This is a genomic window from Streptomyces sp. NPDC050674, from assembly GCF_040654575.1.
GTDB lineage: Bacteria > Actinomycetota > Actinomycetes > Streptomycetales > Streptomycetaceae > Streptomyces.
Genome location: NZ_JBFAIG010000015.1, coordinates 146,411 through 166,955, shown reverse-complemented (window position 1 = coordinate 166,955; position 20,545 = coordinate 146,411). Strand labels below are relative to the sequence as shown.

The 20,545-nt window shown below is 71.6% G+C and carries 18 protein-coding genes, 4 pseudogenes and 1 riboswitch; of the genes and pseudogenes, 10 read left to right on the top strand and 12 right to left on the bottom strand.

Going from position 1 to position 20,545, the window contains the following annotated elements; genetic code table 11:
• Window positions 1–31: 31 nt before the first annotated feature.
• Window positions 32–901 (top strand): annotated as a pseudogene (gene rarD, locus AB0I06_RS24675) (EamA family transporter RarD); the annotation flags it as partial.
• Here rarD and AB0I06_RS24670 read toward each other — a convergent pair.
• Window positions 886–2,349 carry an MFS transporter gene (locus tag AB0I06_RS24670; protein WP_363121014.1) on the bottom strand — a complete coding sequence of 488 codons (1,464 nt, stop codon included), beginning with the start codon at window positions 2,347–2,349 and terminating at the stop codon, window positions 886–888. The pseudogene rarD and the gene AB0I06_RS24670 sit on opposite strands and share 16 nt — an antisense overlap.
• A 92-nt stretch (window positions 2,350–2,441) precedes the next feature.
• On the opposite strand from AB0I06_RS24670, the gene AB0I06_RS24665 reads away from it, so the two are divergent.
• Window positions 2,442–2,891, top strand: coding sequence for a helix-turn-helix domain-containing protein (locus AB0I06_RS24665; RefSeq protein ID WP_363121013.1), 450 nt, complete (start codon window positions 2,442–2,444; stop codon window positions 2,889–2,891).
• On the opposite strand, the gene AB0I06_RS24660 is transcribed toward AB0I06_RS24665, so the two are convergent.
• A complete protein-coding gene (locus AB0I06_RS24660) occupies window positions 2,878–3,501 on the bottom strand; it encodes a CGNR zinc finger domain-containing protein (protein WP_363121012.1) in 624 nt (207 codons plus the stop codon). The two genes, AB0I06_RS24665 and AB0I06_RS24660, sit on opposite strands and share 14 nt — an antisense overlap.
• Before the next feature lie 21 nt (window positions 3,502–3,522).
• Between AB0I06_RS24660 and AB0I06_RS24655 the strand changes: the two genes are divergently transcribed.
• Together AB0I06_RS24655 and AB0I06_RS24650 are read left to right on the top strand one after the other, a co-directional pair.
• Window positions 3,523–3,996, top strand: coding sequence for a VOC family protein (locus AB0I06_RS24655; protein ID WP_363121011.1), 474 nt, complete (start codon window positions 3,523–3,525; stop codon window positions 3,994–3,996).
• Window positions 3,997–4,148: 152 nt separating this feature from the next.
• Complete coding sequence (locus tag AB0I06_RS24650; RefSeq protein ID WP_363121010.1) at window positions 4,149–5,099, top strand: M28 family metallopeptidase; 951 nt, start codon at window positions 4,149–4,151, stop codon at window positions 5,097–5,099.
• A 16-nt stretch (window positions 5,100–5,115) separates the two neighbouring features.
• Here the strand turns inward: AB0I06_RS24650 and AB0I06_RS24645 are convergent, their stop codons facing one another.
• Entirely contained in the window at window positions 5,116–6,606 is a 1,491-nt protein-coding gene (locus AB0I06_RS24645; protein WP_363121009.1) for a tetratricopeptide repeat protein, read from the bottom strand.
• 159 nt (window positions 6,607–6,765) lie between these two features.
• On the opposite strand from AB0I06_RS24645, the gene AB0I06_RS24640 reads away from it, so the two are divergent.
• The 3 genes from AB0I06_RS24640 (at window position 6,766) to AB0I06_RS24630 (ending at window position 9,102) form a co-directional block, all read left to right on the top strand.
• Window positions 6,766–7,269, top strand: coding sequence for a DUF6668 family protein (locus AB0I06_RS24640; protein ID WP_363121008.1), 504 nt, complete (start codon window positions 6,766–6,768; stop codon window positions 7,267–7,269).
• Between the two features lie 5 nt (window positions 7,270–7,274).
• Complete coding sequence (locus tag AB0I06_RS24635) at window positions 7,275–8,423, top strand: amidase (RefSeq protein WP_363121007.1); 1,149 nt, start codon at window positions 7,275–7,277, stop codon at window positions 8,421–8,423.
• Between the two features lie 85 nt (window positions 8,424–8,508).
• Window positions 8,509–9,102: an NAD(P)H-dependent oxidoreductase gene (locus AB0I06_RS24630; RefSeq protein ID WP_363121006.1), complete on the top strand. Its 594-nt coding sequence runs from the start codon at window positions 8,509–8,511 to the stop codon at window positions 9,100–9,102.
• Window positions 9,103–9,105: 3 nt separating this feature from the next.
• On the opposite strand, the pseudogene AB0I06_RS24625 reads toward AB0I06_RS24630, so the two are convergent.
• The 6 genes and pseudogenes from AB0I06_RS24625 to AB0I06_RS24600 all read right to left on the bottom strand — a co-directional run.
• Window positions 9,106–9,390, bottom strand: a pseudogene (locus AB0I06_RS24625) (ABC transporter permease); the annotation flags it as partial.
• Window positions 9,391–9,466: 76 nt separating this feature from the next.
• Entirely contained in the window at window positions 9,467–10,588 is a 1,122-nt protein-coding gene (tgmC, locus tag AB0I06_RS24620; protein ID WP_363121005.1) for an ATP-grasp peptide maturase system methyltransferase, read from the bottom strand.
• A complete protein-coding gene (gene tgmB, locus AB0I06_RS24615; protein ID WP_363121004.1) occupies window positions 10,585–11,532 on the bottom strand; it encodes an ATP-grasp ribosomal peptide maturase in 948 nt (315 codons plus the stop codon). Before tgmB ends, tgmC begins: the two co-directional genes overlap by 4 nt.
• On the bottom strand, window positions 11,529–11,819 hold the full coding sequence (gene tgmA, locus AB0I06_RS24610) for a putative ATP-grasp-modified RiPP (protein ID WP_363121003.1): 291 nt from the start codon (window positions 11,817–11,819) through the stop codon (window positions 11,529–11,531). Before tgmA ends, tgmB begins: the two co-directional genes overlap by 4 nt.
• A 92-nt stretch (window positions 11,820–11,911) precedes the next feature.
• Window positions 11,912–12,073 carry a hypothetical protein gene (locus AB0I06_RS24605; RefSeq protein WP_363121002.1) on the bottom strand — a complete coding sequence of 54 codons (162 nt, stop codon included), beginning with the start codon at window positions 12,071–12,073 and terminating at the stop codon, window positions 11,912–11,914.
• A 403-nt stretch (window positions 12,074–12,476) separates the two neighbouring features.
• Window positions 12,477–13,679: a helix-turn-helix domain-containing protein gene (locus AB0I06_RS24600; RefSeq protein ID WP_363121001.1), complete on the bottom strand. Its 1,203-nt coding sequence runs from the start codon at window positions 13,677–13,679 to the stop codon at window positions 12,477–12,479.
• 81 nt (window positions 13,680–13,760) lie between these two features.
• On the opposite strand from AB0I06_RS24600, the gene AB0I06_RS24595 reads away from it, so the two are divergent.
• The 3 genes and pseudogenes from AB0I06_RS24595 (at window position 13,761) to AB0I06_RS24585 (ending at window position 16,343) form a co-directional block, all read left to right on the top strand.
• Window positions 13,761–14,429, top strand: a complete 669-nt coding sequence (locus AB0I06_RS24595; protein ID WP_363121000.1) for an HAD hydrolase-like protein — start codon at window positions 13,761–13,763, stop codon at window positions 14,427–14,429.
• Between the two features lie 469 nt (window positions 14,430–14,898).
• Complete coding sequence (locus AB0I06_RS24590; protein ID WP_363120999.1) at window positions 14,899–15,528, top strand: hypothetical protein; 630 nt, start codon at window positions 14,899–14,901, stop codon at window positions 15,526–15,528.
• Between the two features lie 97 nt (window positions 15,529–15,625).
• Window positions 15,626–16,343, top strand: a pseudogene (locus AB0I06_RS24585) (transposase).
• Window positions 16,344–16,783: 440 nt separating this feature from the next.
• Here the strand turns inward: AB0I06_RS24585 and AB0I06_RS24580 are convergent.
• From AB0I06_RS24580 to AB0I06_RS24570, 3 genes and pseudogenes are all read right to left on the bottom strand, one after another.
• Window positions 16,784–17,313 (bottom strand): annotated as a pseudogene (locus tag AB0I06_RS24580) (ABC transporter ATP-binding protein); the annotation flags it as partial.
• A gap of 70 nt (window positions 17,314–17,383) precedes the next feature.
• Complete coding sequence (locus AB0I06_RS24575) at window positions 17,384–18,622, bottom strand: DUF2092 domain-containing protein (RefSeq protein ID WP_363120998.1); 1,239 nt, start codon at window positions 18,620–18,622, stop codon at window positions 17,384–17,386.
• A gap of 231 nt (window positions 18,623–18,853) precedes the next feature.
• Window positions 18,854–19,864: a polyprenyl synthetase family protein gene (locus AB0I06_RS24570; RefSeq protein WP_363120997.1), complete on the bottom strand. Its 1,011-nt coding sequence runs from the start codon at window positions 19,862–19,864 to the stop codon at window positions 18,854–18,856.
• Between the two features lie 503 nt (window positions 19,865–20,367).
• A riboswitch (cyclic di-AMP (ydaO/yuaA leader) is annotated at window positions 20,368–20,543 on the top strand.
• Window positions 20,544–20,545: the final 2 nt, after the last annotated feature.

Below are 20,545 nucleotides of genomic sequence, written 5' to 3'. Positions count from 1 at the left end.
CGGACTGTCATGACCGTATGCCGATACGGGCATGACAGCCGGGGGCGCTCGGCGTTACCGTCGAGCACGCGGACACACGCAAGGCGCGAAGGAGGGGCCCGTGACCGGCAAGCCGAGGGGTGAGCGGCACATAGGACTGCTGAACGGCTTCGCGGCCTACGGGATGTGGGGCCTCGTCCCCCTGTTCTGGCCCCTGCTGAAGCCGGCCGGCGCGGCGGAGATCCTGGCCCACCGGATGGTGTGGTCGCTGGTCTTCGTGGGCGCCGCCCTGCTGGTGCTGCGCCGCTGGGCCTGGGCCGGCGAGCTGGTGCGGCAGCCGCGCAAACTGGCGCTGATCACGGTCGCCGCGGCGGTCATCACCGTCAACTGGGGCCTGTACATCTGGGCCGTGAACTCCGGACACGTCGTCGAGGCCTCGCTCGGGTACTTCATCAACCCGCTGGTCACCATCGCGATGGGGGTGCTGCTGCTGAAGGAGCGGCTGCGCCCGGTGCAGTGGGCGGCGGTCGGGACCGGCTGCGCCGCGGTCGTCGTGCTGACCGTCGGCTACGGCCGCCCCCCCTGGATCTCGCTCTGCCTCGCCTTCTCGTTCGCCACCTACGGGCTGGTGAAGAAGAAGGTGGGCCTCGGCGGCATCGAGTCGCTGGCCGCCGAGACCGCGATCCAGTTCCTGCCCGCCCTCGCCTTCCTGGCCTGGCTGACCGCGCGGGGCGGCTCCACCTTCACCGGTGAGGGCGCGGGGCACGCGGCGCTGCTGGCCTCGGCCGGCATCGTCACCGCGCTGCCCCTGGTCTGCTTCGGCGCGGCCGCCATCCGTGTGCCCCTGTCCACCATCGGCCTGTTGCAGTACTCGACGCCGGTCCTCCAGTTCCTGCTCGGCATCTTCTACTTCCACGAGGAGATGCCGCCGGAGCGCTGGGCCGGGTTCGCGCTGGTCTGGCTGGCGTTGACGCTGCTCACCTGGGACGCGTTGCGCACCGCCCGCCGGGCCTCGCGCACACTCACCAGCGAGATGAGCGTGCCCAGCACCACCAGGGCGACCGGCACGGTCAGTGCCGCGCGGAACGCCGACAGCGTGGCCTCGGGACCGGACCCGGTGGACGCCAGGCCGTAGACCGCGGTCACCGCCGAGATGCCGATCGCCGACCCGAACTGGGTGGCGGTGGTCAGCAGTCCGCCCGCCAGACCCTGCTCCGCCCCCGCGACCCCGTCCGTCGCCGCGATCGTCAGCGGCCCGTAGGCCAGGGCGAACGCGAAGCCGGACAGCAGCAGGGTCGGGAACATCATGGCGTAGGACCAGTCCATGCCGACCGGCAGGAACAGCGCGTACGCGGCCACGGCCAGGACGAAACCGCCGGTGATCACCCGGGCGTTGCCGAAGCGGGTGACCAGTCTGGGTGTGAGCGTCGGCGCGAGGACGGCGTCGATGCCCATGACGACCAGGGCCACCGCCGTCTGAAGGGACGACCAGCCGCGCAGTTCCTGCAAGTAGAGCGTGACGACGAACTGGAAGCCGAAGAACGCCCCGAGGAAGAGCAGCGCCCCCAGGTCGGCACGCACCACCGGGCCCTTGCGCAGCAGGGCGAGCCGGACGAGCGGGTCGGGGCAGCGGCGCTCGACCACGACGAAGGCACCGGCAAGGAGCACGGCCGCGAGGCCCGAGGCCAGGGTGAGCGGCCAGTCGTGCAGGCCGTGCTCCAGGCGGACGACGGTGTAGGCGGCCAGCAGCATGGCGCCGGCGGCGGTGATCGCGCCGGGCAGGTCGAAGGTGCGCCGGCGGCGCGGCGGGGCGTCGCGCCCGGGGATCAGGCGTACGGCCGTGACGAGCAGCGCGGCGGCCAGCAGGACGGGCGCGAAGAACACCCAGCGCCAGCCGATCTCGGTGAGCAGTCCGCCGATGACCAGGCCGAGGGAGAAACCGGCCGCGCCCGTTCCGGCGAAGACCAGCAGGGCCTTGTTGCGCTGCGGGCCCTCCTCGTACGACGTGGTGATCAGGGAGAGCGCGGCCGGGGTCATGAACGCGGCGGCGACGCCCGTGACGAACCGGGCGACGATCAGCATCCAGCCCTCCGTGGCCAGGCCGCCGAGCCCCGAGAAGGCGAGGAAGACGGTCAGCCAGAGCAGGAACATCCGCCGCCGGCCGAGCAGGTCGGCGGCGCGGCCGCCCAGCAGGGTGAAGCCGGCGTAACCGAGCACGTAGGCGCTCATCACCCAGGCCGCGGTGCCGGTGGTCAGGTGGAGATCGGCGCGGACGGCCGGGATCGCCACCGCCATCATCGCGACGTCGATGCCTTCGAGGAAGATCGTTCCGCACAGAACGAGCAGCAGCGCCCAGGCACGGGTGCCCATGAGTCAACACTCCTCCGGTAAAGGGCGGTTACGCAAGTGAGGGTCGGTTCCCTCTTGTAACCACCGCCCACCCTGCGGCAGCATCGACAGACATGGAAGAAGGCACTTCGAAGTCACCGAGTCACTGCGAGAGCACCGTTGATTACGGCGACGCCGATCCCTTCCAGTGGGACACCCGGGAGGACTGCCAGGTGCGGCAGATCCTCGACCGGATCGCCGACAAGTGGTCGCTGCTGGTCATCGCGCTGCTGGAGAACCGGCGGCTGCGCTTCACCGAGCTGCGCCGGGAGATCGACGGGGTCAGCCAGCGCATGCTGACGGTGACCCTGCGCTCGCTGGAGCGGGACGGCCTGGTGAAGCGGACGGTGTATCCGGTGGTGCCCCCGCGGGTCGAGTACGAACTGACCTCCCTCGGCAGGACGCTGCACACCACGATCCAGTCCCTGGTGACCTGGACGGAGAGGCACCAGGAGGAGATCGCGGCGGCGCGGTCCGCGTACGACACCCGCGTGGCCCAGGACGCGGAGACTACGGCTTCGTAGGGGCGTGGCGGGCGCGGTGCGCCCGGACCTTCTCGCGGTTGCCGCAGTGCTCCATCGCACACCAGCGGCGGCGGCCCGGGCGTGAGGTGTCGACGAAGAGCAGCCGGCAGTCGTGGGCGCCGCACTCGCGCACCCGGTCGGCGAAGGGCCCGGTGAACAGGTCGATCGCGTCCCGGGCGACGGTGGAGAGCAGGTGGGCGCCGGTCGCGCCCGGGGCCCAGGAGCGGATGCCGCCCGGTTCGATACGGGCGACCAGCGGGGGCCCGGCCGCCGCGGCGTTGACGACGTCCAGGTGGGCGGCCACCAGGGGGCGGCCGTGGGCCCGGGCGGCGGCGAGCAGGAACACGGCGTCGCGCAGGGTGCGCACCCGTTCCAGCTCCGCGGTGGAGACGGTGAGGTCGAGCCCGTCCGCCAGCCGGCTGCGCCCGGCCCAGGTGATCAGGTCGGCAGGTTCGTGCAGCACTTCCCAGCGGGCGAAGGCGCCGGGGCCGCCCGTGGCCGTCAGCTCCAGGCACAGGGTGCCGGGGTCGAAGCGGTAGGGCTTGCCCTCGTGCGAGACCAGCGTCAGGCCGGGCGGGCGGTCCGGCGTTTCCCCTGCGCGTCCACTCACCTAACCAGTATAACTGGTTACATGACGCAGACACCCGCCTCCCCCGCACCCGTGCACTTCAAAGTCGTCATCGACGCGAGCGACCCGCACTCCCAGGCCGAGTTCTGGGCCGCCGCCCTCCATTACGAGGTCGAGGACAACAGCGCCCTGATCGGGAAGCTGCTCGGCTTCGGCGCCCTGCCCGAGGAGGCCACGGTCGACTTCCACGGCCGTCGCGCCTTCCGGGACCTGATCGCGGTACGGCACCCCGGGGACCCGTTCGACGAGGAGAGCGGGACCGGGCTCGGGCGGCGGCTGCTGTTCCAGCGGGTGCCGGAGGAGAAGACGGTCAAGAACCGGCTGCACCTCGATCTGCACCCGGGCGAGGGACGGCGCGACGAGGAGGTCGCACGGCTGGAGGGGCTCGGCGCGAGTGTGCTGCGGAGGGTGAAGGAGCAGGGCGGCGAGTGGGCGCTCATGGCGGACCCCGAGGGGAACGAGTTCTGCGTGCAGTGACGCCGGCTGCGGAGACCCGCACTCCGTAACGCCCTGGCCGAATACGGACCTTGACGGAGAGTCAGTCCCAGCTTCACCATCCAGGCACCCCATTCACTGTGGGCGGCCCGTGGACACCCCACGGGCCGCCCGACGGAATCCGGAGCCCCCACATGAAGCTCTCCGTTTCCGCGCGCGCCGTCGCGGCGGGAGGCATGGCGACAGCCGTGCTCCTGACCGGCGGTGCCGTGGCCGACGCCGCGTCCCCCGCTCCCTCCAGAGCGGCCGCCGCGCCGGACATACCCGTGGTGAACGTCAAGGCCCACCTGTCCCAGCTCCAGTCCATAGCCACCGCCAACGGCGGCAACCGGGCGCACGGCCGGGCCGGTTACAAGGCCTCGCTCGACTACCTGAAGGCCAAGCTGGACGCGGCCGGATACACCACCACGATCCAGCAGTTCACCGCGTCGAGCCGCACCGGCTACAACCTGATCGCCGACTGGCCCGGCGGCGACGCGAACCAGGTCGTGATGGCCGGCTCGCACCTCGACAGCGTCACCTTGGGGCCCGGCATCAACGACAACGGCTCCGGCTCGGCCGCCGTCCTGGAGACCGCCCTGGCGGTGTCGCGGGCGCAGTACAAACCCACCAAGCACCTGCGGTTCGCCTGGTGGGGCGCGGAGGAGCTCGGCCTGGTCGGCTCCCGCTCCTACGTCAACCGGCTGACCACCGGCGACCGTTCGAGGATCAGCGCCTATCTGAACTTCGACATGATCGGCTCGCCGAACCCGGGCTACTTCGTCTACGACGACGACCCGGCGATCGAGAAGACCTTCAAGGACTACTTCGGCGGCATCGGCGTCCCGACCGAGATCGAGACCGAGGGCGACGGACGCTCCGACCACGCGCCCTTCAAGAGCGCGGGCGTGCCGGTGGGCGGTCTGTTCACCGGGGCCAGCCGGACGATGACGTCGGCGCAGGCGGCCAAGTGGGGCGGAACGGCCGGCCGGGCCTTCGACCGCTGCTACCACTCCTCCTGCGACACCACCGCCAACATCAACGACACCGCCCTGAACCGCAACAGCGACGCCCTCGCGTACGCGGTGTGGGAGCTGTCGGAGTAGCCCTCGCGGGCCACGCCTACTGCCGGCGGGCGCGTTCGGTGAGGCGGCCCATGCGGGCGCGGGCCGACTCCAGTTGCTCGACCTCCTCGGCGGCCGGGCCGTCCTCGGCGGCGAGCTCCGTCCACAGGCCGATCAGCTCGCGCCCCAGTTCCAGCCCCGGCGCCGGGTCGCGCACCGCGCGCCAGGCGGTGGCCGCGCTCTCCACGTTGCCGTAGGCGGCCTCCGCGTCGCCGGCCCGGCGGCGGGCGCCGGCCAGGTCGAGCGACAGCCGGCAGGCACGGAGCGGGTCACCCGCCAAGTAGGCGATGTACGCGTTGAGTTCGCGCAGCCGGAGCACCTCGGGGTGCTCCGGCCCCAGCGTCCCCGACGCCTGCGCGACGGTCTGCTCGGCCAGTTGGGCGGCGGAGTCGATCCGGCCCTCCTTCACCGCCTCGTTGATCCGCCCGACCGGCTCCGCCAGGAGCGCGGGCGCGGCGGGGTCACCCGGGGCGGTGAGGGGTTCGTCCCCGAGCACGGCCTCCGCGACGGCGTCGAAACCGCGCGGGGGCGTGGGCTTGGGGTCGGGGTCGGCGGCGAGCAGGGCGTCCTGGGGGACCGGTCGGGCCCGCGGAGCCGGAGGGGCTTCGGGGACCGGCAGCGGCCTCGCGTCCATGGGCGGGGGCGGCCCGAACGCACCGACGGGCGGCGCGACGGTACCGGGCGGCGTCGCCGGATCCGGGGCCGGTGGCGCGTCCTCGGGCGCGGGCTCCGTGACCTCCGGTACGGCCCGCAGCTCGAACGTCGGCACGGGTTCATCGGCTCGCTGCGGCTCGGGCACCGCCCGCAGCGGGAACGTCGGGGTCGAGCCCCGGGCGGGCCCCGACGCGCGACGCAGCACGTGCGTCGCGCTGTCACCCGGCGAGGGCGGTGCGGGCTGCGGCTCGGGCGGGGTCGCGGCGCCGCCGCTTCGGAGGTGCTGCGGTCCGGCCGGGAACGCGTCGGCGTCGTTCCGGGGGTGCTGCGGTGCCGGTCGTGACGGTGCGGCATCGCCCCCGGGGTGCTGCGGTGCCGGTGCGGCGTCGCCGACGGCGTGCTGCGGTGGCGGCGCTGGGACACCTCCGCCGGCCGGTTGACGCACGGGCGGCGTCGGAGCGGCGTCGCTGCCGGGGTGCTGCCGTGCCGGCGGGGTGGTGGCGATCGGCTCGGCCGTGAAGCGGCTGGAGCCGTCCGGGTCGACCTGGAGCGGGACGACGTAGCCGATGCGCTCGTCGTGGATCGTGGCGAGGACGGGGTGGCCGGTGGCGAGGGCGATGTGGTGGAGCCGGTTCAGGACGGCCCGCTGGATCTCCTCACCGGGGGCCGCGTGGACGACGACGCCGCCGACGGAGGCACCGCCGGACATCCCGCCGGCTCCCCCTCCCGCGTCCGTTCCGGGCCCGGGGACGTGGACGTCGATCGGCGCCGCCGGGGTCGCCGCGCGTGCGGCCTGCTTCTGTTCCCGCTTCTTCTCGCGGCTGAGTCGCGACATCGTCCCCTCACTGGGCGTCGTACACCTACTGTCGAGTGTGTCCGCTCGCCCCCGTTTCTCACGTCACCACGGTGTCACAGGCTCGTCCCAAGGGCCGCCGGCCCCGGCGCGGTCGTGGCGGAGGGCATGAGGTGCGGGCGTACGAGGGAGGAGAGGGGCATGCACACAGGCATGCGACAGGGACCGGAGATCTGGCTGCGCGGACCGGTGACCACCCCGGATCCGGGGCGGCCGGAGCCCGCGCACGCCCATGCGGCGGGGCGGCGCTTCTCCTTCGTCGGCACGCACGGCGGCGCGGGCGTCTCCACCCTCGCGGCGGTCTACGGCGGCCATGACAGCGGCCGGTCCTGGCCCCGGCCCGGCGATCCCCCGTCGGTGCTGCTGGTCGCCCGGACGCACGCGGCCGGGCTGGACTCGGTCGCCGGGGCGGTGGAGCTCTTCCGGCGCGGTCAGGCTCCGCCGGGGCTCGACCTGGACGCCGTCGTCCTCGTGGCGGACGCCCCGGGCCGGCTGCCGCGCCCGCTCGCCCAGCGGGTCAGGGCCCTGGAGTCGGTCATCGACGTGTACCGCGTGCCGTGGGTGACGTCCTGGCGGCTCGGCGCGCCGGGTGCTCCGCCGCGCGAGACGGCTGACCTGGCCCGGCTGACAGGAGCCCCCCGCTGACGGCCGTGCCGGACGCACCCGCGCCGGCCGGGGAGATCGCGGCGGCGGTCCGGGCCCGGGAACTGCGTGCCGCGGATGTCGTCGCGGCGGCCCTGGAGCGGATCGAGCGGGCCGATCCGGGGCTGTGCGCGTTCGTCGAGGTGTGGCGCGAGGAGGCGCTGCGGCGAGCGGACGAGCTGGACACGCGACTCGACCGCCGGGGCGCGGCCCCGTCCCTGCCGCTGGCGGGGGTGCCGATCGCCGTCAAGGGACGGCACGGTCTGCGCGCGGCGGGTGCGCTGCTCGCGGCCGGGGGTGTGGCGGTGGGAGCGACGTCCGTGCCCGGCCCGGGAACGGCTTGGCAGACCTGGGGGCTCGGGGCGCGGGGCCGGACCGTCAACCCGTGGCGGGCCGACCGTACGCCGGGTGGTTCGTCGGCCGGGGCCGCGGCGGCCGTGGCGGCCGGGCTGGTGCCGCTGGCCACGGGCGGCGACGGGGCCGGGTCGGTGCGCATCCCGGCGGCGTGGTGCGGGGTGGCCGGGCTGAAGACGACGAGGGGACGGCTGCCCTCGGGCGACCGTACGGGGCTCGCGGTTCCCGGGGTGCTCGCCCGCTCGGCGTCGGACGCGCAGCTGTGGTGGCGCGTGGTGTCCGGGGAGCCGGTGCCGGGCGCGGCGGACCTTCCGGTGAGCGCCGTCTGGTCGCCGGACCTCGGTTTCGCCGACCCCGACCCCGAGCCCGTCGCGCTCGCGCGGGCCGCGGTGGAACGGCTCGTCGCGGCGGGCGTCGTCCGGCTCGTACGGCCGCGGACGCCCGTGCGGCTGGTGGACCCCGGGCCGGCCTGGCTCGCCCTGCGCACACCCGGTGCCGACCCGGCCGGGGCGCACCGCGTCCGGGCGGAGAACGACCGTCGGCTGACGGAGCTGTTCGCCGGTGCCGCGCTGCTGCTGACCCCGACGGCGCCCACCGCCCCGCACGGTCACGACGGGCCAGGGGACCGCTACTCCACCTCGCTGACCTGGGCGTTCAACCTCAGCGGGCATCCGGCGCTGAGCCTGCCCGCGGGCTTCGGCGGTGACGGCTGCCCGGCCGGACTCCAGCTGGTGGCGCCGCACGGGCGGGAGGCGCTGTTGCTGGCGGTGGCGCGGGAGGCGCAGGAGCGCGGCGCCCGCTGACCGGCACCCCTGGCACATTTACTTGCGCGCGCATATGATGCACACGCGTGTAATTGACGTACGCCGACCGTCAGAGGGGCACCCCATGACCCGCCGTTTCCTTTTCGTCCTGGGCAGCGCTCGCGCCGAGGGCAACTCCGAGCTGCTGGCCCGCCGGGCCGCCGAGCAACTGCCCCCGGACGTCGAGCAGGAGTGGATCGACCTCACGGAGTTCCCGCTGCCCGACTTCGAGGACCTGCGGCACGACAGCGACCACGTCCGCCCGACCGAGGGCACTGTGGCCCGGCTGCTGGACGCCACGCTCGCGGCGACGGACATCGTGATCGTCTCGCCGCTGTACTGGTACTCGGTCTCCGCGCAGACCAAGCGCTACCTGGACCACTGGTCGGGCTGGCTGCGCACGCCGGGCCTCGACTTCAAGGCGACCCTGGCCGGCCGCACCATGTGGGGCGTCACCGCCCTGGCGCACCGGGAGGAGATCGTCGCCGACCCGCTGGTCGGGACGCTGCACAACTCGGCCGCGTACATGGGGATGCGCTTCGGCGGGGTGCTGCTGGGCAACGGCAGCAAGCCCGGTGACGTGCTGGCCGACGACGCGGCGCTGACCCGGGCGAAGACGTTCTTCGCGCAGGAGGCGCCGCTCGCCCGGTTCCTGTACGAGCAGGACGTCACGGCCTGAGGGTCAGGCCGTGATGTCCTTCGCCGTGAAGCGGGCCCACGCCGCCGATCCGAACACCGCCGCGTACAGGGCCTGGAGGCCGAGGTTCTTCGCCAGGCCGTCCCAGAGGACCGGCTCGCGCATGAGGTCGGCGAAGGAGAGCCAGTAGTGCGAGAAGAAGTACGGCTGAAGGACGTGCAACTGCGGGATCTGGTCCAGGATCTGCACGGTGATCAGCAGCCCCACCGTCGTCGCCATCGCCGCGATGCCGCTGCCCGTCAGGGTGGACACGAACAGGCCTAGCGCCGCGGACGGGCGGGCGTCTGTAGTGGCTCCCTCTCGGGAGAGGGCGCCGTACGAGCTGGAACGCGTCCAGCTACGGAGTTCACCAGTGGATCGTCTGCCCCGCCGGAGTGACGGTGACGGTGAACTCCTCCAGCGCTGGCGCGCCGGCGTGCCGCCACTGACCGAAGAGGTCCTCCACGGCATCCCAGAGAGGCTCCGGGCCGCCCTGCCGGACGAGCCATCGGCCGCCCTCCGAGTACACCGCGGCCCACGAGCCGGTCTCGACGTCGACCAGAGTTTCCTCACTCCGCCCGTCGCGCTCCAGCGTCAGGCGCTGGGCGCCCGGCGCGGCGAGTTGGATGACGAACCGAGCGGTCCAGTTGCTCAGTACATCGGCCCCGATGGCGGTCTCCCGTTCCTTGCCGTCGTCGAGGTCGGGGAGCAGGCCCAGGGGCGGCGGTGTGTGCGGCCGGGCGAGCATGAAGCTCACCCCTCCGCCCAGCAGCGGACCGGACGCCGTGCCGTCGTCGTGCACCGTCAGGCGGGCGAGTTCCGAGGAGCCGAGCCATCCGCAGATGGTCGCCAGGATCAGCCCGCCCGGGCGGGTCTGCTCGATCCACGCCTGGGGCACGGTGCGCACGCCGCAGGTGGCGATGATCCTGTCGTACGGGGCGCCCGCGCCGTGGCCGAGGAGGCCGTCGCCGGTGACGAGCGTCGGGTACGCCTCCATGTGGCCGAGGGCCGCCCGGGCCCGGGACGCCACGCGCTCGTCGTACTCGATCGAGGTGACGTTCTCGGCGTCGAGCCGGGCGCAGAGCAGGGCGGTCGAGTAGCCGGTGCCGGTGCCGATCTCCAACACTGTGTGACCGTCCTCAACCTGGAGGTCCTCCAGCATGCGCAGCACGAGGGAGGGCAGCGTGCTGGAGCTGGTGGGCTCGCGCGTGATCGGGCCGCGGATGTCCTCGGGCACGATGGTGCCGGCGATCTGGGTGACCAAGCTCTCGTCTGCGTAGCAGCCTTCGAGCCAGTCCGCGTCGCCTGCCTGCACCGGTTCCCATGCCGAGTGGAATCGCGGCCCGGCCACGCGCCGGAAGTACCCGCCGCGCAGGAACTCGTGCCGGGGGACGGCTGCGGCGGCCTTCCGCCACGGGTCGGTGCGCAGGCTGCCGTTGTTCGTCATCCTGTCGATGAGCTGCCGGTGCAGCTGTCCCTGATCGGTCACGATGTCCTCTCCAAAAGGTCGGCCAGAGCTGCGCACATGGGCAGGCCGGTCTCGTCCTCCAGCCAGTGCCATTGGCCGGAGGGGTTGCACTCCAGGAACCACCATTGGCCGTCCTCGCCGACGGCGAAGTCGAAAGCTCCGAATACGAGGCCGAAGTGCGCCATGTAGCGGTGGACCGCGGGCCGGATGCCGGGCGGTGCTTCGACGGGGGTGTAGGTGAGTCGGCTGTAGTCGGTGCGCCAGTCGAGGAGGTCGGAGTCGATGCGGACGCAGAACACGTGTCCGCCGATCACGGTCACCCGGACGTCGGCGATTTTCGGGACGCGCTCTTGGAAGAGGTGCGCGGTGCCTGCGATGTCGTCGTCGATGTCGTCTGCGGAAACCTCGGCGACCTTCACCGCGGACGAGACGCCGTCGACTCGGTAGACCGGGTTGCTCAGCGGCTTGTAGATGACCGCGTCGTGCGCCTTGACGAACTGGCGGGCGGCATCGGGGCTGGAAGTGACGAGCGTGGGCGGCAGCAGGAACCCGGCCTCCGCGGCCGCGGCCAGCCCGGCTGGCTTGAACTCCGCGTCGCCGATGCGGTGCGGGTGATTCACGTACAGGCAGCCGGGCAGTGCCGCGAGGACGCCGCCGAGCCCGTAACGGGCCTGGGTGACGGCGAACCGGGCGTCCTGCTCGTCGAGGTGCGGGAACGCGAAGCCGGACGGGCGCCGGTAGTACAAGGCGCGCACGTTCGCAAGGCCCGCGGTGCGGGAGGGGGTGAGGAGGCGGCCACGGAGACCGTGCTCGGTGATCTCTGCCTCCACCGACAGTGATGCGGGGAAGTCCCCCGAGTCGAGCCGCACGACCGGGACTTCCCGGTCGTGCAGCTCGCTGATCACCACGTCGGCGGTGGGGTCGTGCAGGCTGGTGACGACCAACACCGGACGTGGATCAGTCACTGGTCGCTGTCGCTGCTCGTGTCGGTGTCGCCGCCGCCCTGCCCGTCCGGGCTGGTCCCCGTCGACGGGGAGGTGCCGGTGCTGGTGCCGTGCTTGCCCATCTCCAGCACCTGGCCGGCGCCGTCGTAGAAGCGGGCGGTCTGCGTGTCCGGGTCCAGGGTGGCCCGGGCGTAGGCGGGGGCCATGGTGGGGTAGGGCGCCATGCGGCCGAGGCCCCAGGGTCGGGCGGTGGCCAGGCCCTGTGGGATGGCGGGGCTGGTGGGCAGACGGTCGGAGTGAACGAACATGCCTCTCCCTTGTGTCGTCGTAGTGGAGTGTGTAGACCCACCCCGGGCCGGACCGTCCAAGGTGGCGGCCCGAGGCGGGAGTCTTGAGTCGGTCAGGCGCTGCGGCGCGCCTGCCGGTACTCCGCGGTGAGTCGGTCCGTGGCCTCGCAGGGGAGGTTGAGGTTCGCGCCCTGTGCGTCGACGGCCCGGCAGGTTGGGCACGAAAGGCAGTGGTCCCACAGGGCGGCCTGCTCGGGCGTCTCGGCGAGAATCATCCGTGCACCTCCAGCGCGAGGCGGCGCAGAGCACGTCGCGTATCGCACAGGATGGGGTTGGCAACGCACTGCTCGCAGTGGTCGGTATGCGCGCCGTACGTGCGGAGCGCCGCAGCGCGTACGCAGACAGGGCATCCGCGAGGGAAAAGGGTCACCCCGCCGGGCCCGGGCCGCTCGCCGAGGTCGACCGCGGTCTCAACGCCGCGGGCCTGTAACGCCGACAGGCGCGAGACATCGGGGAGCGGTAGCAGGGCAAGAACGCCGGCCTCAGCGCTGCTGCTGGTGCGTGTCTCGCCAAGCACGAGGACCTCCACGGTCGATCCGACTCACACCAACGACCGTAGGTAGGCGGCCCCGAGTTCACCCGAGCTGACAGTTCGGGTGAACCAGAGGCTCGGCAGCCCTACACGAGACCGATGCGCACAGCCAGCTGCTCGGCCTGCCGGGCGTGCATCGCCCGTGCTCGGCGGATCACCGTCAGGACCAACTGCCGTGCGAGTGGCGTCCGGGCGAGATCCTCCGGGGCGATCGATTCCAGGCCGAGGAGCGCGAGCAGCACGGCGGCGTCGTCCCGGCGCTGACTGTGGCAGGCAGCCACCTCCAGCCCGAACGTGAATTCCCGCTCCAGCGAGGGCAGCCCGCTCGTGTCGATGGCGTCCGCGGTGTGCAGCGCCTCACCGGTTTCGCCTGCCTCCATCTCGATGGACACGGCGTGCAGCGCCACGTTCGTGGGCCCGAAAACCGTCCAGGCGACGTTGCTGCTGTCGGACATGGCTCGGGCGGCCGGTGCCGCGTGCTCTCGCAACCGCTCCCGCGCCTCCCACCACCGGCGCCTACGGGCGGCGGCCACCACCGCGACGAGCTGCAAGGCGCCGCCCATGGCCTTGCGGTCCGCCTCCGGTACCCGGGCCGTCGCTACCTGCTCTGCGGCGCGCAGGGCCAGTTCCTCGGCCTCGCCGGGCTGGCCGGCGGCGAGCAGCACATGACCGAGGTTCCACTGGGCGGCAGCGATGCGCAGCGGGTCGTCGGCGTCCTCGGCAGCACGCATCGCGCGGTCGGCGGCGAGGGTGGCGAGGTCGACGCGGCCGGTGCGGCGCAGATACGAGCGGAGCAGGCAGTACAGGTCTGAGGCCGCGCGAAGTACGGCGCGGCGCTCCGCCTGGTCCGCTCCCGCCCGGGCGGCGCGTACAGCGTGCTCAGTATCGGCGACCAGGCCAGGCAACGTCTCGGCGGCCCTGGTGAACCGGTCGCCCGCGGTCTGCCAGCTCTGCCACGCAGCCTCCACCCGGTCCCTCAGTCCGGCTGCCGATACGGGCGGGGCACTGAGGGCCGGGCCGTAGCCGAGGAGCGCGCGACCGACGGCCGCCTCTGCGGTGTCCGTCGCCTCCTCCTCGGCCGGCGACTGCTCCGAGAGCAGGGCAGCCGTGGGCACGCCGAGTTCTTGGGCGAGGGCGTACAGGATGGGCAGCGACGGCACCTTGAGGCCGCGCTCGATCTGCGACAGATAGTCGGGTGAGATCCCGACCAGGCCGGCGACCGCGTCCTGTCGGCGCCCGCCACGGTAGTGCCGGACCCTGTCCCCGATGGGGAGGTCTGCTGCAACCATGCGCCTGCTCCTCGCTGCTTGTTCTGAGCGTAGGGTGCCCGCTGCGTGGGGACCGGGAGTTCGTGAAGAGGGGAGGCGCTGGTGCCTGAACTGGTGTTGTGGGACATCGACCACACGTTGATGGCGACGCGGGGACTCGGCGGCGAGCTGTGGGCCGAGGCGTTCGAGCAGGTGACGGGTGTGGCGCTGCGCGAACAGGCGTCTGTGACCGGGTCGACGGAGCGGGTGATCCTGCGGGAGACCGCGCGGCTGAACGACGTTATTTACAGCGACGACCTATTCGCGCGGTTCGCTGACGCGCTCGGCGCGGTGCACGTTCGGCGGGCGGCCGAGATGCGCGAGCGGGGCCATGCGCTGCCGGGCGCTGCTGCGGTGCTCGCTGCTCTCGCGGACCGGGGCGTGCGGCAGTCCGTGGTGACCGGCAACGTCCGGCAGGCCGCAGAGGTGAAGCTGGCCGTATTCGGCCTCGACGCCTACATGCGGCTCGATGAGGGGGCGTACGGCGAGGACGGGGAGGGGCGTCCCCAGCTGCTGCGTGCGGCCCTCAAGCGGGCGGCAGTGGCTCCGCAGGACGCCGTGTTCCTGGGAGATACTCCGGCGGACGTGACAGGGGGGCGTGATGCCGGCGTTCGCGTGGTGGCGGTCGCGACGGGCAAGACCTCGGCGAGCGACCTGCGCGCAGCTGGCGCCCACTTCGTACTGGACGGACTGTCGGACAGCGGCCGGGCGCTCGCTGCGATCGGCGTCTGACACGCCGTCCCCACACGGCTGATCGGGCTGTCCAAGTCAGGGGATGCGAACCGCTTGGCCAAGGAGGCCAACAATCTCTCCCGTGTCGCGAACGCCAAGAGCGCTGAATCCAATCTCATCGCCCGAAAGGCGAACCGACTGTCCGAAGGCCAACGGTTTCGCACGGGAAGCGAACGAACTGGCCGATCGCCAGGAAGAGCGAAGCGTCGAGGTCCATGACGTCCGCTGGGAAGGAGAGTGGGTGGCTCCCGGGGAGTACGCCATGCTCCGCCGGGGACGCAGCACGGCCTACAACGTCGTGGCTCACGTCAGGGTCGATGAAGAGGACGTGACCATCGAACGTGACGAAGTAGGGCCAGACGAACGGCTCGCCTTACATGCAGCGCCTTAGGGCTGTCCCGTAACTGGGCTGCGCCTCCTTGCCGATCCCGGATCCCGCCATGTCAGTGGCTGGTGCCAGGATCGAGAGGTGCTGATCAAGGGATACGACGTCGGCCCGCTGGTGCCGGGTGAGTCACTTCTGGTCCACCCGGGCTTCTGGTCGAACTACCTCATGGCGATGTGTAGCGACGGGGGGTGTGCCGAGCGCCCGGTTCCGGAGTGGTTCGGCGAGGACGGCGCCGATGCCGACGCCCTGTCCGAGGTCCTCTTCGATCCTGAACGCTGGCCAGTGTTCAGGGTGCCGGTGGAAGACGGCCCCGGAGCCGTGGTGATCTACCGCAACCTGGACGGCGACTACGGCACCGACTACCTCCTCACCCATCCAGGCAGAAGCTACGTCGAGCAGATCGCCAGCTGGGACGGCGACTTCTCGGGCACGGGGCTGACGTGGCTCGAACTGATCCGGATCGCCGACAACCCAGCCCTGGCGGCCGAAGGCGTCCAGGACACAGTCACCCGCCTCCTGCTACTGCTACTGCTTCCCCTCCTCACCGACCCGGACATGCCGGAAACAGCATCCGCAAGGCTTGTCGCCGCCCTGACCGTGGTCGGCGCGCCGCAAGACACTGCGTCCATCACGGCGGAGCATCTGCTGGCCCACCTCACAAGGAGATCCCGACACGACCCCACGTGGGCATCTCCGCTGAGCGGCAGCTGACAGGCGGCCGAACCGTTGATCACACCCGTGGAACGATCTCGATATGGCTGGTGTGATCACGGCGTCGGAGTCTTCCTAGACAGCCCCGTTCTCCGGGCTGAGTCCTCGTGCCTTCGGGAAGCTGGTGACGGGTCTGCGGCGCGAGGGTGCGGACGCGGTCCGTAAGGGCCGGCCCTGGTGCCTTCCGCTGGAAGACCGGGCCCTGCTCGTCGTGGCCTGATGGCGCACCAACCTGACCATGTGACAGCTCGCCCCGCTGTTCGGGGTCTCGAAGTCGGCCGCGGACCGCATCATCGACCACCTCGGGCCGATGTTCGCTCTCAGGCCCCGCAAGCGGTTCGCGAAGGACGTCGTGCTCGTCGTGGACGGCACGCTGGTCCCCACGCGTGACCACACCATCGCGGAGCGGTCGAAGAACTACCGGTACTCCACCAACCATCAGGTCGTCATCGACGCCGACACACTCGGCTGGTCGTCGTGGTCGCCGGCCGCTGGCCGGGAACCGAAACGACTGCAAGGCGTGGGATGAGTCCGGCGCCAAGGCCGCCGTAGGCAAGACCATGACGATCGCCGACGGCGGCTACCCAGGAACCGGACTCGTCATCCCGCACCGCCGCGAGCGCGGCCAGACCGAACTGCCGGAGTGGAAAGAGGAACATGATCGGTCACACAAGCAGGTCCGGGCCCGGGTTGAGCACGTCTTCGCCCGTATGAAGACCTGGAAGATCCTCCGCGACTGCCGCCTCAAGGGGGACGGCGTCCACCACGCCATGCTCGGCATCGCCCGGATGCACAACCTTGCTCTCGCCGGATAGGCAAGCGGGAGGGGCTCCGGACTCCGGAACTGCTGGCCGAGGTGACGGCTGCCGTCGCTGGCAACTTGGAGTCCCTGTATAAGGAGGAAGCGCCAGTCAGGCACCGAGTTGTGTGGCTCTACTTGCTAGTGGCTGCTGCACTTCTCGGCGCTGAGACTCTCGCGCTGCTGTCGCTTGGCGGTGATCCACGTTCGAACCCAGCAGCGGCATGGTTTCGTCTCTGCGCCGTGCTTCTCCGTCCAAGAATTGATCGAGCGAGAAAGAGCCCCTGCCACTTCCCATGACGAGTAGCAGTCCAGTCACCAGCGGTCGAGCCACCAAGCTGTTACGCCGCGGAAGGGCAGGCGCACGTATCGAACGGGCTTGTCGCTGACGCTCGTGAAGAGGGACTGCCACATGACGGGCACGGTGATGCGCGTGCCGCGGGCATCCTGCCCGAACAACCTGCGCGGCTGAGCAGCGCCGCCGCGAGACCCAGACGCTGCTTCATGCCGAGCGAGTACGCCTTGGCCTTCTTGGACCCGGCCGCCGCCAGGCCCACCCGGTCCAGGGCGGCGGCGACCCGGGCCCGCCGGGTGCGCGGGTCGGTGGCCGGGTCGGCGCTGTCGTAGCGGATCAGATTGTCACGGCCGGAGAGGAAGCCGTAGAGGGCCGGGCCCTCGATGAGGGCGCCGACCCGCGGCAGCACGGCGCGGGTGGCCCGGGGCATGGGCTGCCCGAGCACCCGCGCCGTGCCGGAGGTGGGCTCGATGAGGCCCATCAGCATGCGGATGGTGGTGGTCTTGCCGGAGCCGTTGGGCCCGAGGAAGCCGAAGACGCTGCCCGCCGGGACGGTCAGGTCGAGACCGTCGACGGCGAGCTGTCCGCCGCGGTAGCGCTTGGTGAGCGCGCGGGTGGCGATGACCGGTTCCCCGGTACCGGCCCGCGCCGCACCCCGCTTCTCCGGTTGCCTGGCGGACGGTTCGCCCATCGGCTTCCCCGTTCTCTCGACGTCCCGCAGGGCTTCCTCGTCCTCCCGGCGCACCGTGCGCCCGCGGGACCTACTTCGCGGCGTCGGCCGCCTTCACGAGCGCGTCCTTGGTGACCAGGCCCGCGTAGACCTTGCCGTCGTCGGTGATGAGGGCGTTGACCAGGCGGGTCGAGAAGACCGTGCCGGAGCCGAACGTGCCGTGCACCTTCTCGCCGAGCGAGTCCATGAAGCCGCCGAGGTCGCCGCCGGCCTTGCCGGAGGGCACGCCCTCGCCGCCGGTGTCGAAGGTGGCGATGGCGTTCCAGCCCTCGCCGATGGTCTTCATGCCGTCGGGACCCTCGTCGAGGTCCTTTCCGCCCTTGGGGGCGTGCCCGGGCGCCTCACCGAGGCCGAAGGGCTTGCCGTGAGCCTCGCCGGAGGCCTCGGCGTCCTTCTCCTCGGTGACCTTCGCACCCTTGGGCGGGGTGAAGTCGAAGGTCGAGGCGGGCGGCTTGGCGAAGCTGACCTTCGTGAAGCCGGCGTCCACGACGGCGGCGCCGCCGCTCGCCGGGGTGAGCGTGAACTTCAGCGGCATGCCGGTCTCGGCGTCCACGGCGACGGTGATCGCGCCGACCGTCGAGCCGGACTGCTTCGGCTCGACGACGAGTTTGTAGGCGTCCCGGCCGGCCACCTGGGCGGTGCCGTCCACGGTCACGGAGGTCGTGTCGTCGACCGCCTTCAGGGCCTCCTCGGCGAAGTCCTTCGGCAGGGCCGGCGGCTGCTGGTCCTTGCCGCGCTCGCGGCTCTCGGAGGAGGTGCCGTGGTAGACCTCGTTGGACTTGCTGTCGTAGCCCCAGACGTCCTTGCCGTTGTGGATGAGGCTGTACTCGGCGGCGTTCTCCAGCAGCGACAGCTTCTGCCGGTCCGGGCCGTCGGCGGCGACGCGCAGGGTGTGCGTGCCGTAGGCCAGTTCGGTGAGCTTGGCCGTCGGGTCGGCCGACGAGCCGTCCTCGCCCCCGCCCGCGGCACCGGACAGCAGACCGGACTCCAGGCCGCCGAGGTTCGGCAGACCGAGGTCGGTGCTGATCTTGACGGTGCCGGACAGCTGCTCGACGTCGGACTTGGCGATCTTCTCTATGAGCTGCTGGGCGGTGATCTTCGGAAGGTCGGGGTCACCGGAGTCGGCGAGCGCGGGGACCAGGCCGATCGTCGCGGCGGCCACCCCGATCACCGTGACCGGGACGATGTACCGCGCGGCGGTGCGCCGCCCGGAGCGCTGCTCGTCGGCCTCCCCGGCGGTCGTGCTGTCGTCGGATGCGTACGGTGCCATGTGTGCCCTACCTCCGTGGTCGGCGGCGGCTGTCCGTGTCGTGCACGCACTCGTCCCTGAGCCGCCATTCTCACCCGAACAGGTGAGGAGTGGTGCTTTCCGTGGTCACCATCTGACCAAATCGGCCAGGGAGATACGTCAGACCCCGGGCTCAACTCCGTGTACTGCTGGGGTATGACACGGAGGCCGGGCTTCTCCCCCGACCCGTAGGGGTCGTACGGGGAGGAGGTGTCAGCCGGCCCGGTGCACCACGGCGTCGCACAGCTCCAGGAGCGCCGTCTTCGCGGCGCAGTCCCGCAGCGGGGCCAGCGCCGCGCGGGCGTCCTGGGCGTAACGGACGGTGTCCCGCCGGGCCTGCTCCAGCGCCGGGTGGGCCCGCAGCAGGCGCAGGGCCTCCGCGTGCCGTGCGTCGTCGGTGAGGTCGGAGTCCAGCAGCTCGCACAGGGCGACGTCCTCGGCGAGCCCGAGCCGGGCGGCCCGCTCGCGCAGCCGCAGCACCGGCAGGGTGGGGATGCCCTCGCGCAGGTCGGTGCCGGGGGTCTTGCCGGACTCGTGGGAGTCGGAGGCGATGTCCAGGACGTCGTCCGCGAGCTGGAAGGCGACGCCGAGGCGCTCGCCGTACTGGGTCAGCACGTGCACGACCGTCTCGTCGGCGCCGGACATCATCGCGCCGAACCGGCACGAGACGGCGACCAGCGAGCCGGTCTTGCCGCCCAGCACGTCCAGGTAGTGCTCGACGGGGTCGCGGCCGTCCTGCGGTCCGGCCGTCTCCAGGATCTGGCCGGTCACCAGGCGCTCGAACGCCTCGGCCTGCACCCGCACGGCCTCCGGGCCGAGGTCGGCCAGGATGTGCGAGGCGCGGGCGAAGAGGAAGTCGCCGGTGAGGACGGCGACGGAGTTGCCCCAGCGGGTGTTCGCGCTCGCGACGCCGCGGCGCACGGCGGCCTCGTCCATGACGTCGTCGTGGTACAGCGTGGCGAGGTGGGTCAGCTCCACGACGACGGCCGAGGGCACGATCCCGGGGGCGTGCCGGTCGCCGAACTGGGCGGACAGCATCACGAGCAGCGGACGGAACCGCTTGCCGCCGGCGCGCACCAGATGCTGGGCGGCCTCCGTGATGAAGGGCACCTCACTCTTGGTGGCCTCGAGCAAGCCTTCCTCGACAGCCGTCAGTCCGGCCTGGACATCGGCTTCCAGAGCCTGGTCCCGCACGCTCAGCCCGAACGGCCCGACGTCGGTCACGAGGGGTCTCCTGTCTGCTGTGTCTGCCGGTGATTACGCGGTTTGTCGATAGGTCGCTGCCCTCACTCGAGTCAGCGTATCCGGTCACGTTTCGATCACCGCCAGCGCCCAGGGTTACAGGCCGGGCGGTATCCGATCACGACCGCAATGTTTTCGATCAACCCATAAGAACAGATATTTATCGACTTACCCAAGGGTAGTGAACTATGCACCATTTGCCGCTTTGGGTAAGCAAATTCCTGTTGGTGAAAAATGCCCTGCGGACTCGTGATCAGTGAGTTGAATCACTGCCTCCGCTTTCCCGCCCTCCTCCCACCTCGCCCCGTACCCCCTTTTCCGGAAAGCAAGTTGAGCCCTTGGCTGCCGCAAAGGATCAAGCGGCCCAAATGCCTCCGACCAAGGTCAACTACGTGATATGTGACTGAGGCGCTTGTTCCGGACATGTGCTCTCGCATACGTTCCCGCCCTGTCCGGCGGACGCCTCATCCTGCCGCCGCCCGGACTCCCCACTGGAACCGACTCACTCACGCAGGGCAGGAGCGGGGGACCCAGGTAAGTCGCCGGTCCGCACAGCGGCACGGCTCGGGGTGAAGCCGCGCACGGCACACAGCGCCGTACGCGGCCGGGCACCTCCCGGCCCGAACCCGACAGCTCACCTCGCAGGCGCCGGAGAGGAACATC

Coding starts and splice junctions, on each gene's coding strand:
- AB0I06_RS24600 (WP_363121001.1), bottom strand. CDS start 13,679: ATGGTTGCAGCAGACCTCCCCATCGGGGACAGGGTCCGGCACTACCGT.
- AB0I06_RS24630 (WP_363121006.1), top strand. CDS start 8,509: ATGACCCGCCGTTTCCTTTTCGTCCTGGGCAGCGCTCGCGCCGAGGGC.
- AB0I06_RS24650 (WP_363121010.1), top strand. CDS start 4,149: ATGAAGCTCTCCGTTTCCGCGCGCGCCGTCGCGGCGGGAGGCATGGCG.
- AB0I06_RS24670 (WP_363121014.1), bottom strand. CDS start 2,349: ATGGGCACCCGTGCCTGGGCGCTGCTGCTCGTTCTGTGCGGAACGATC.
- tgmA (WP_363121003.1), bottom strand. CDS start 11,819: ATGTTCGTTCACTCCGACCGTCTGCCCACCAGCCCCGCCATCCCACAG.
- AB0I06_RS24605 (WP_363121002.1), bottom strand. CDS start 12,073: ATGATTCTCGCCGAGACGCCCGAGCAGGCCGCCCTGTGGGACCACTGC.
- AB0I06_RS24645 (WP_363121009.1), bottom strand. CDS start 6,606: ATGTCGCGACTCAGCCGCGAGAAGAAGCGGGAACAGAAGCAGGCCGCA.
- AB0I06_RS24640 (WP_363121008.1), top strand. CDS start 6,766: ATGCACACAGGCATGCGACAGGGACCGGAGATCTGGCTGCGCGGACCG.
- AB0I06_RS24655 (WP_363121011.1), top strand. CDS start 3,523: ATGACGCAGACACCCGCCTCCCCCGCACCCGTGCACTTCAAAGTCGTC.
- AB0I06_RS24575 (WP_363120998.1), bottom strand. CDS start 18,622: ATGGCACCGTACGCATCCGACGACAGCACGACCGCCGGGGAGGCCGAC.
- AB0I06_RS24665 (WP_363121013.1), top strand. CDS start 2,442: ATGGAAGAAGGCACTTCGAAGTCACCGAGTCACTGCGAGAGCACCGTT.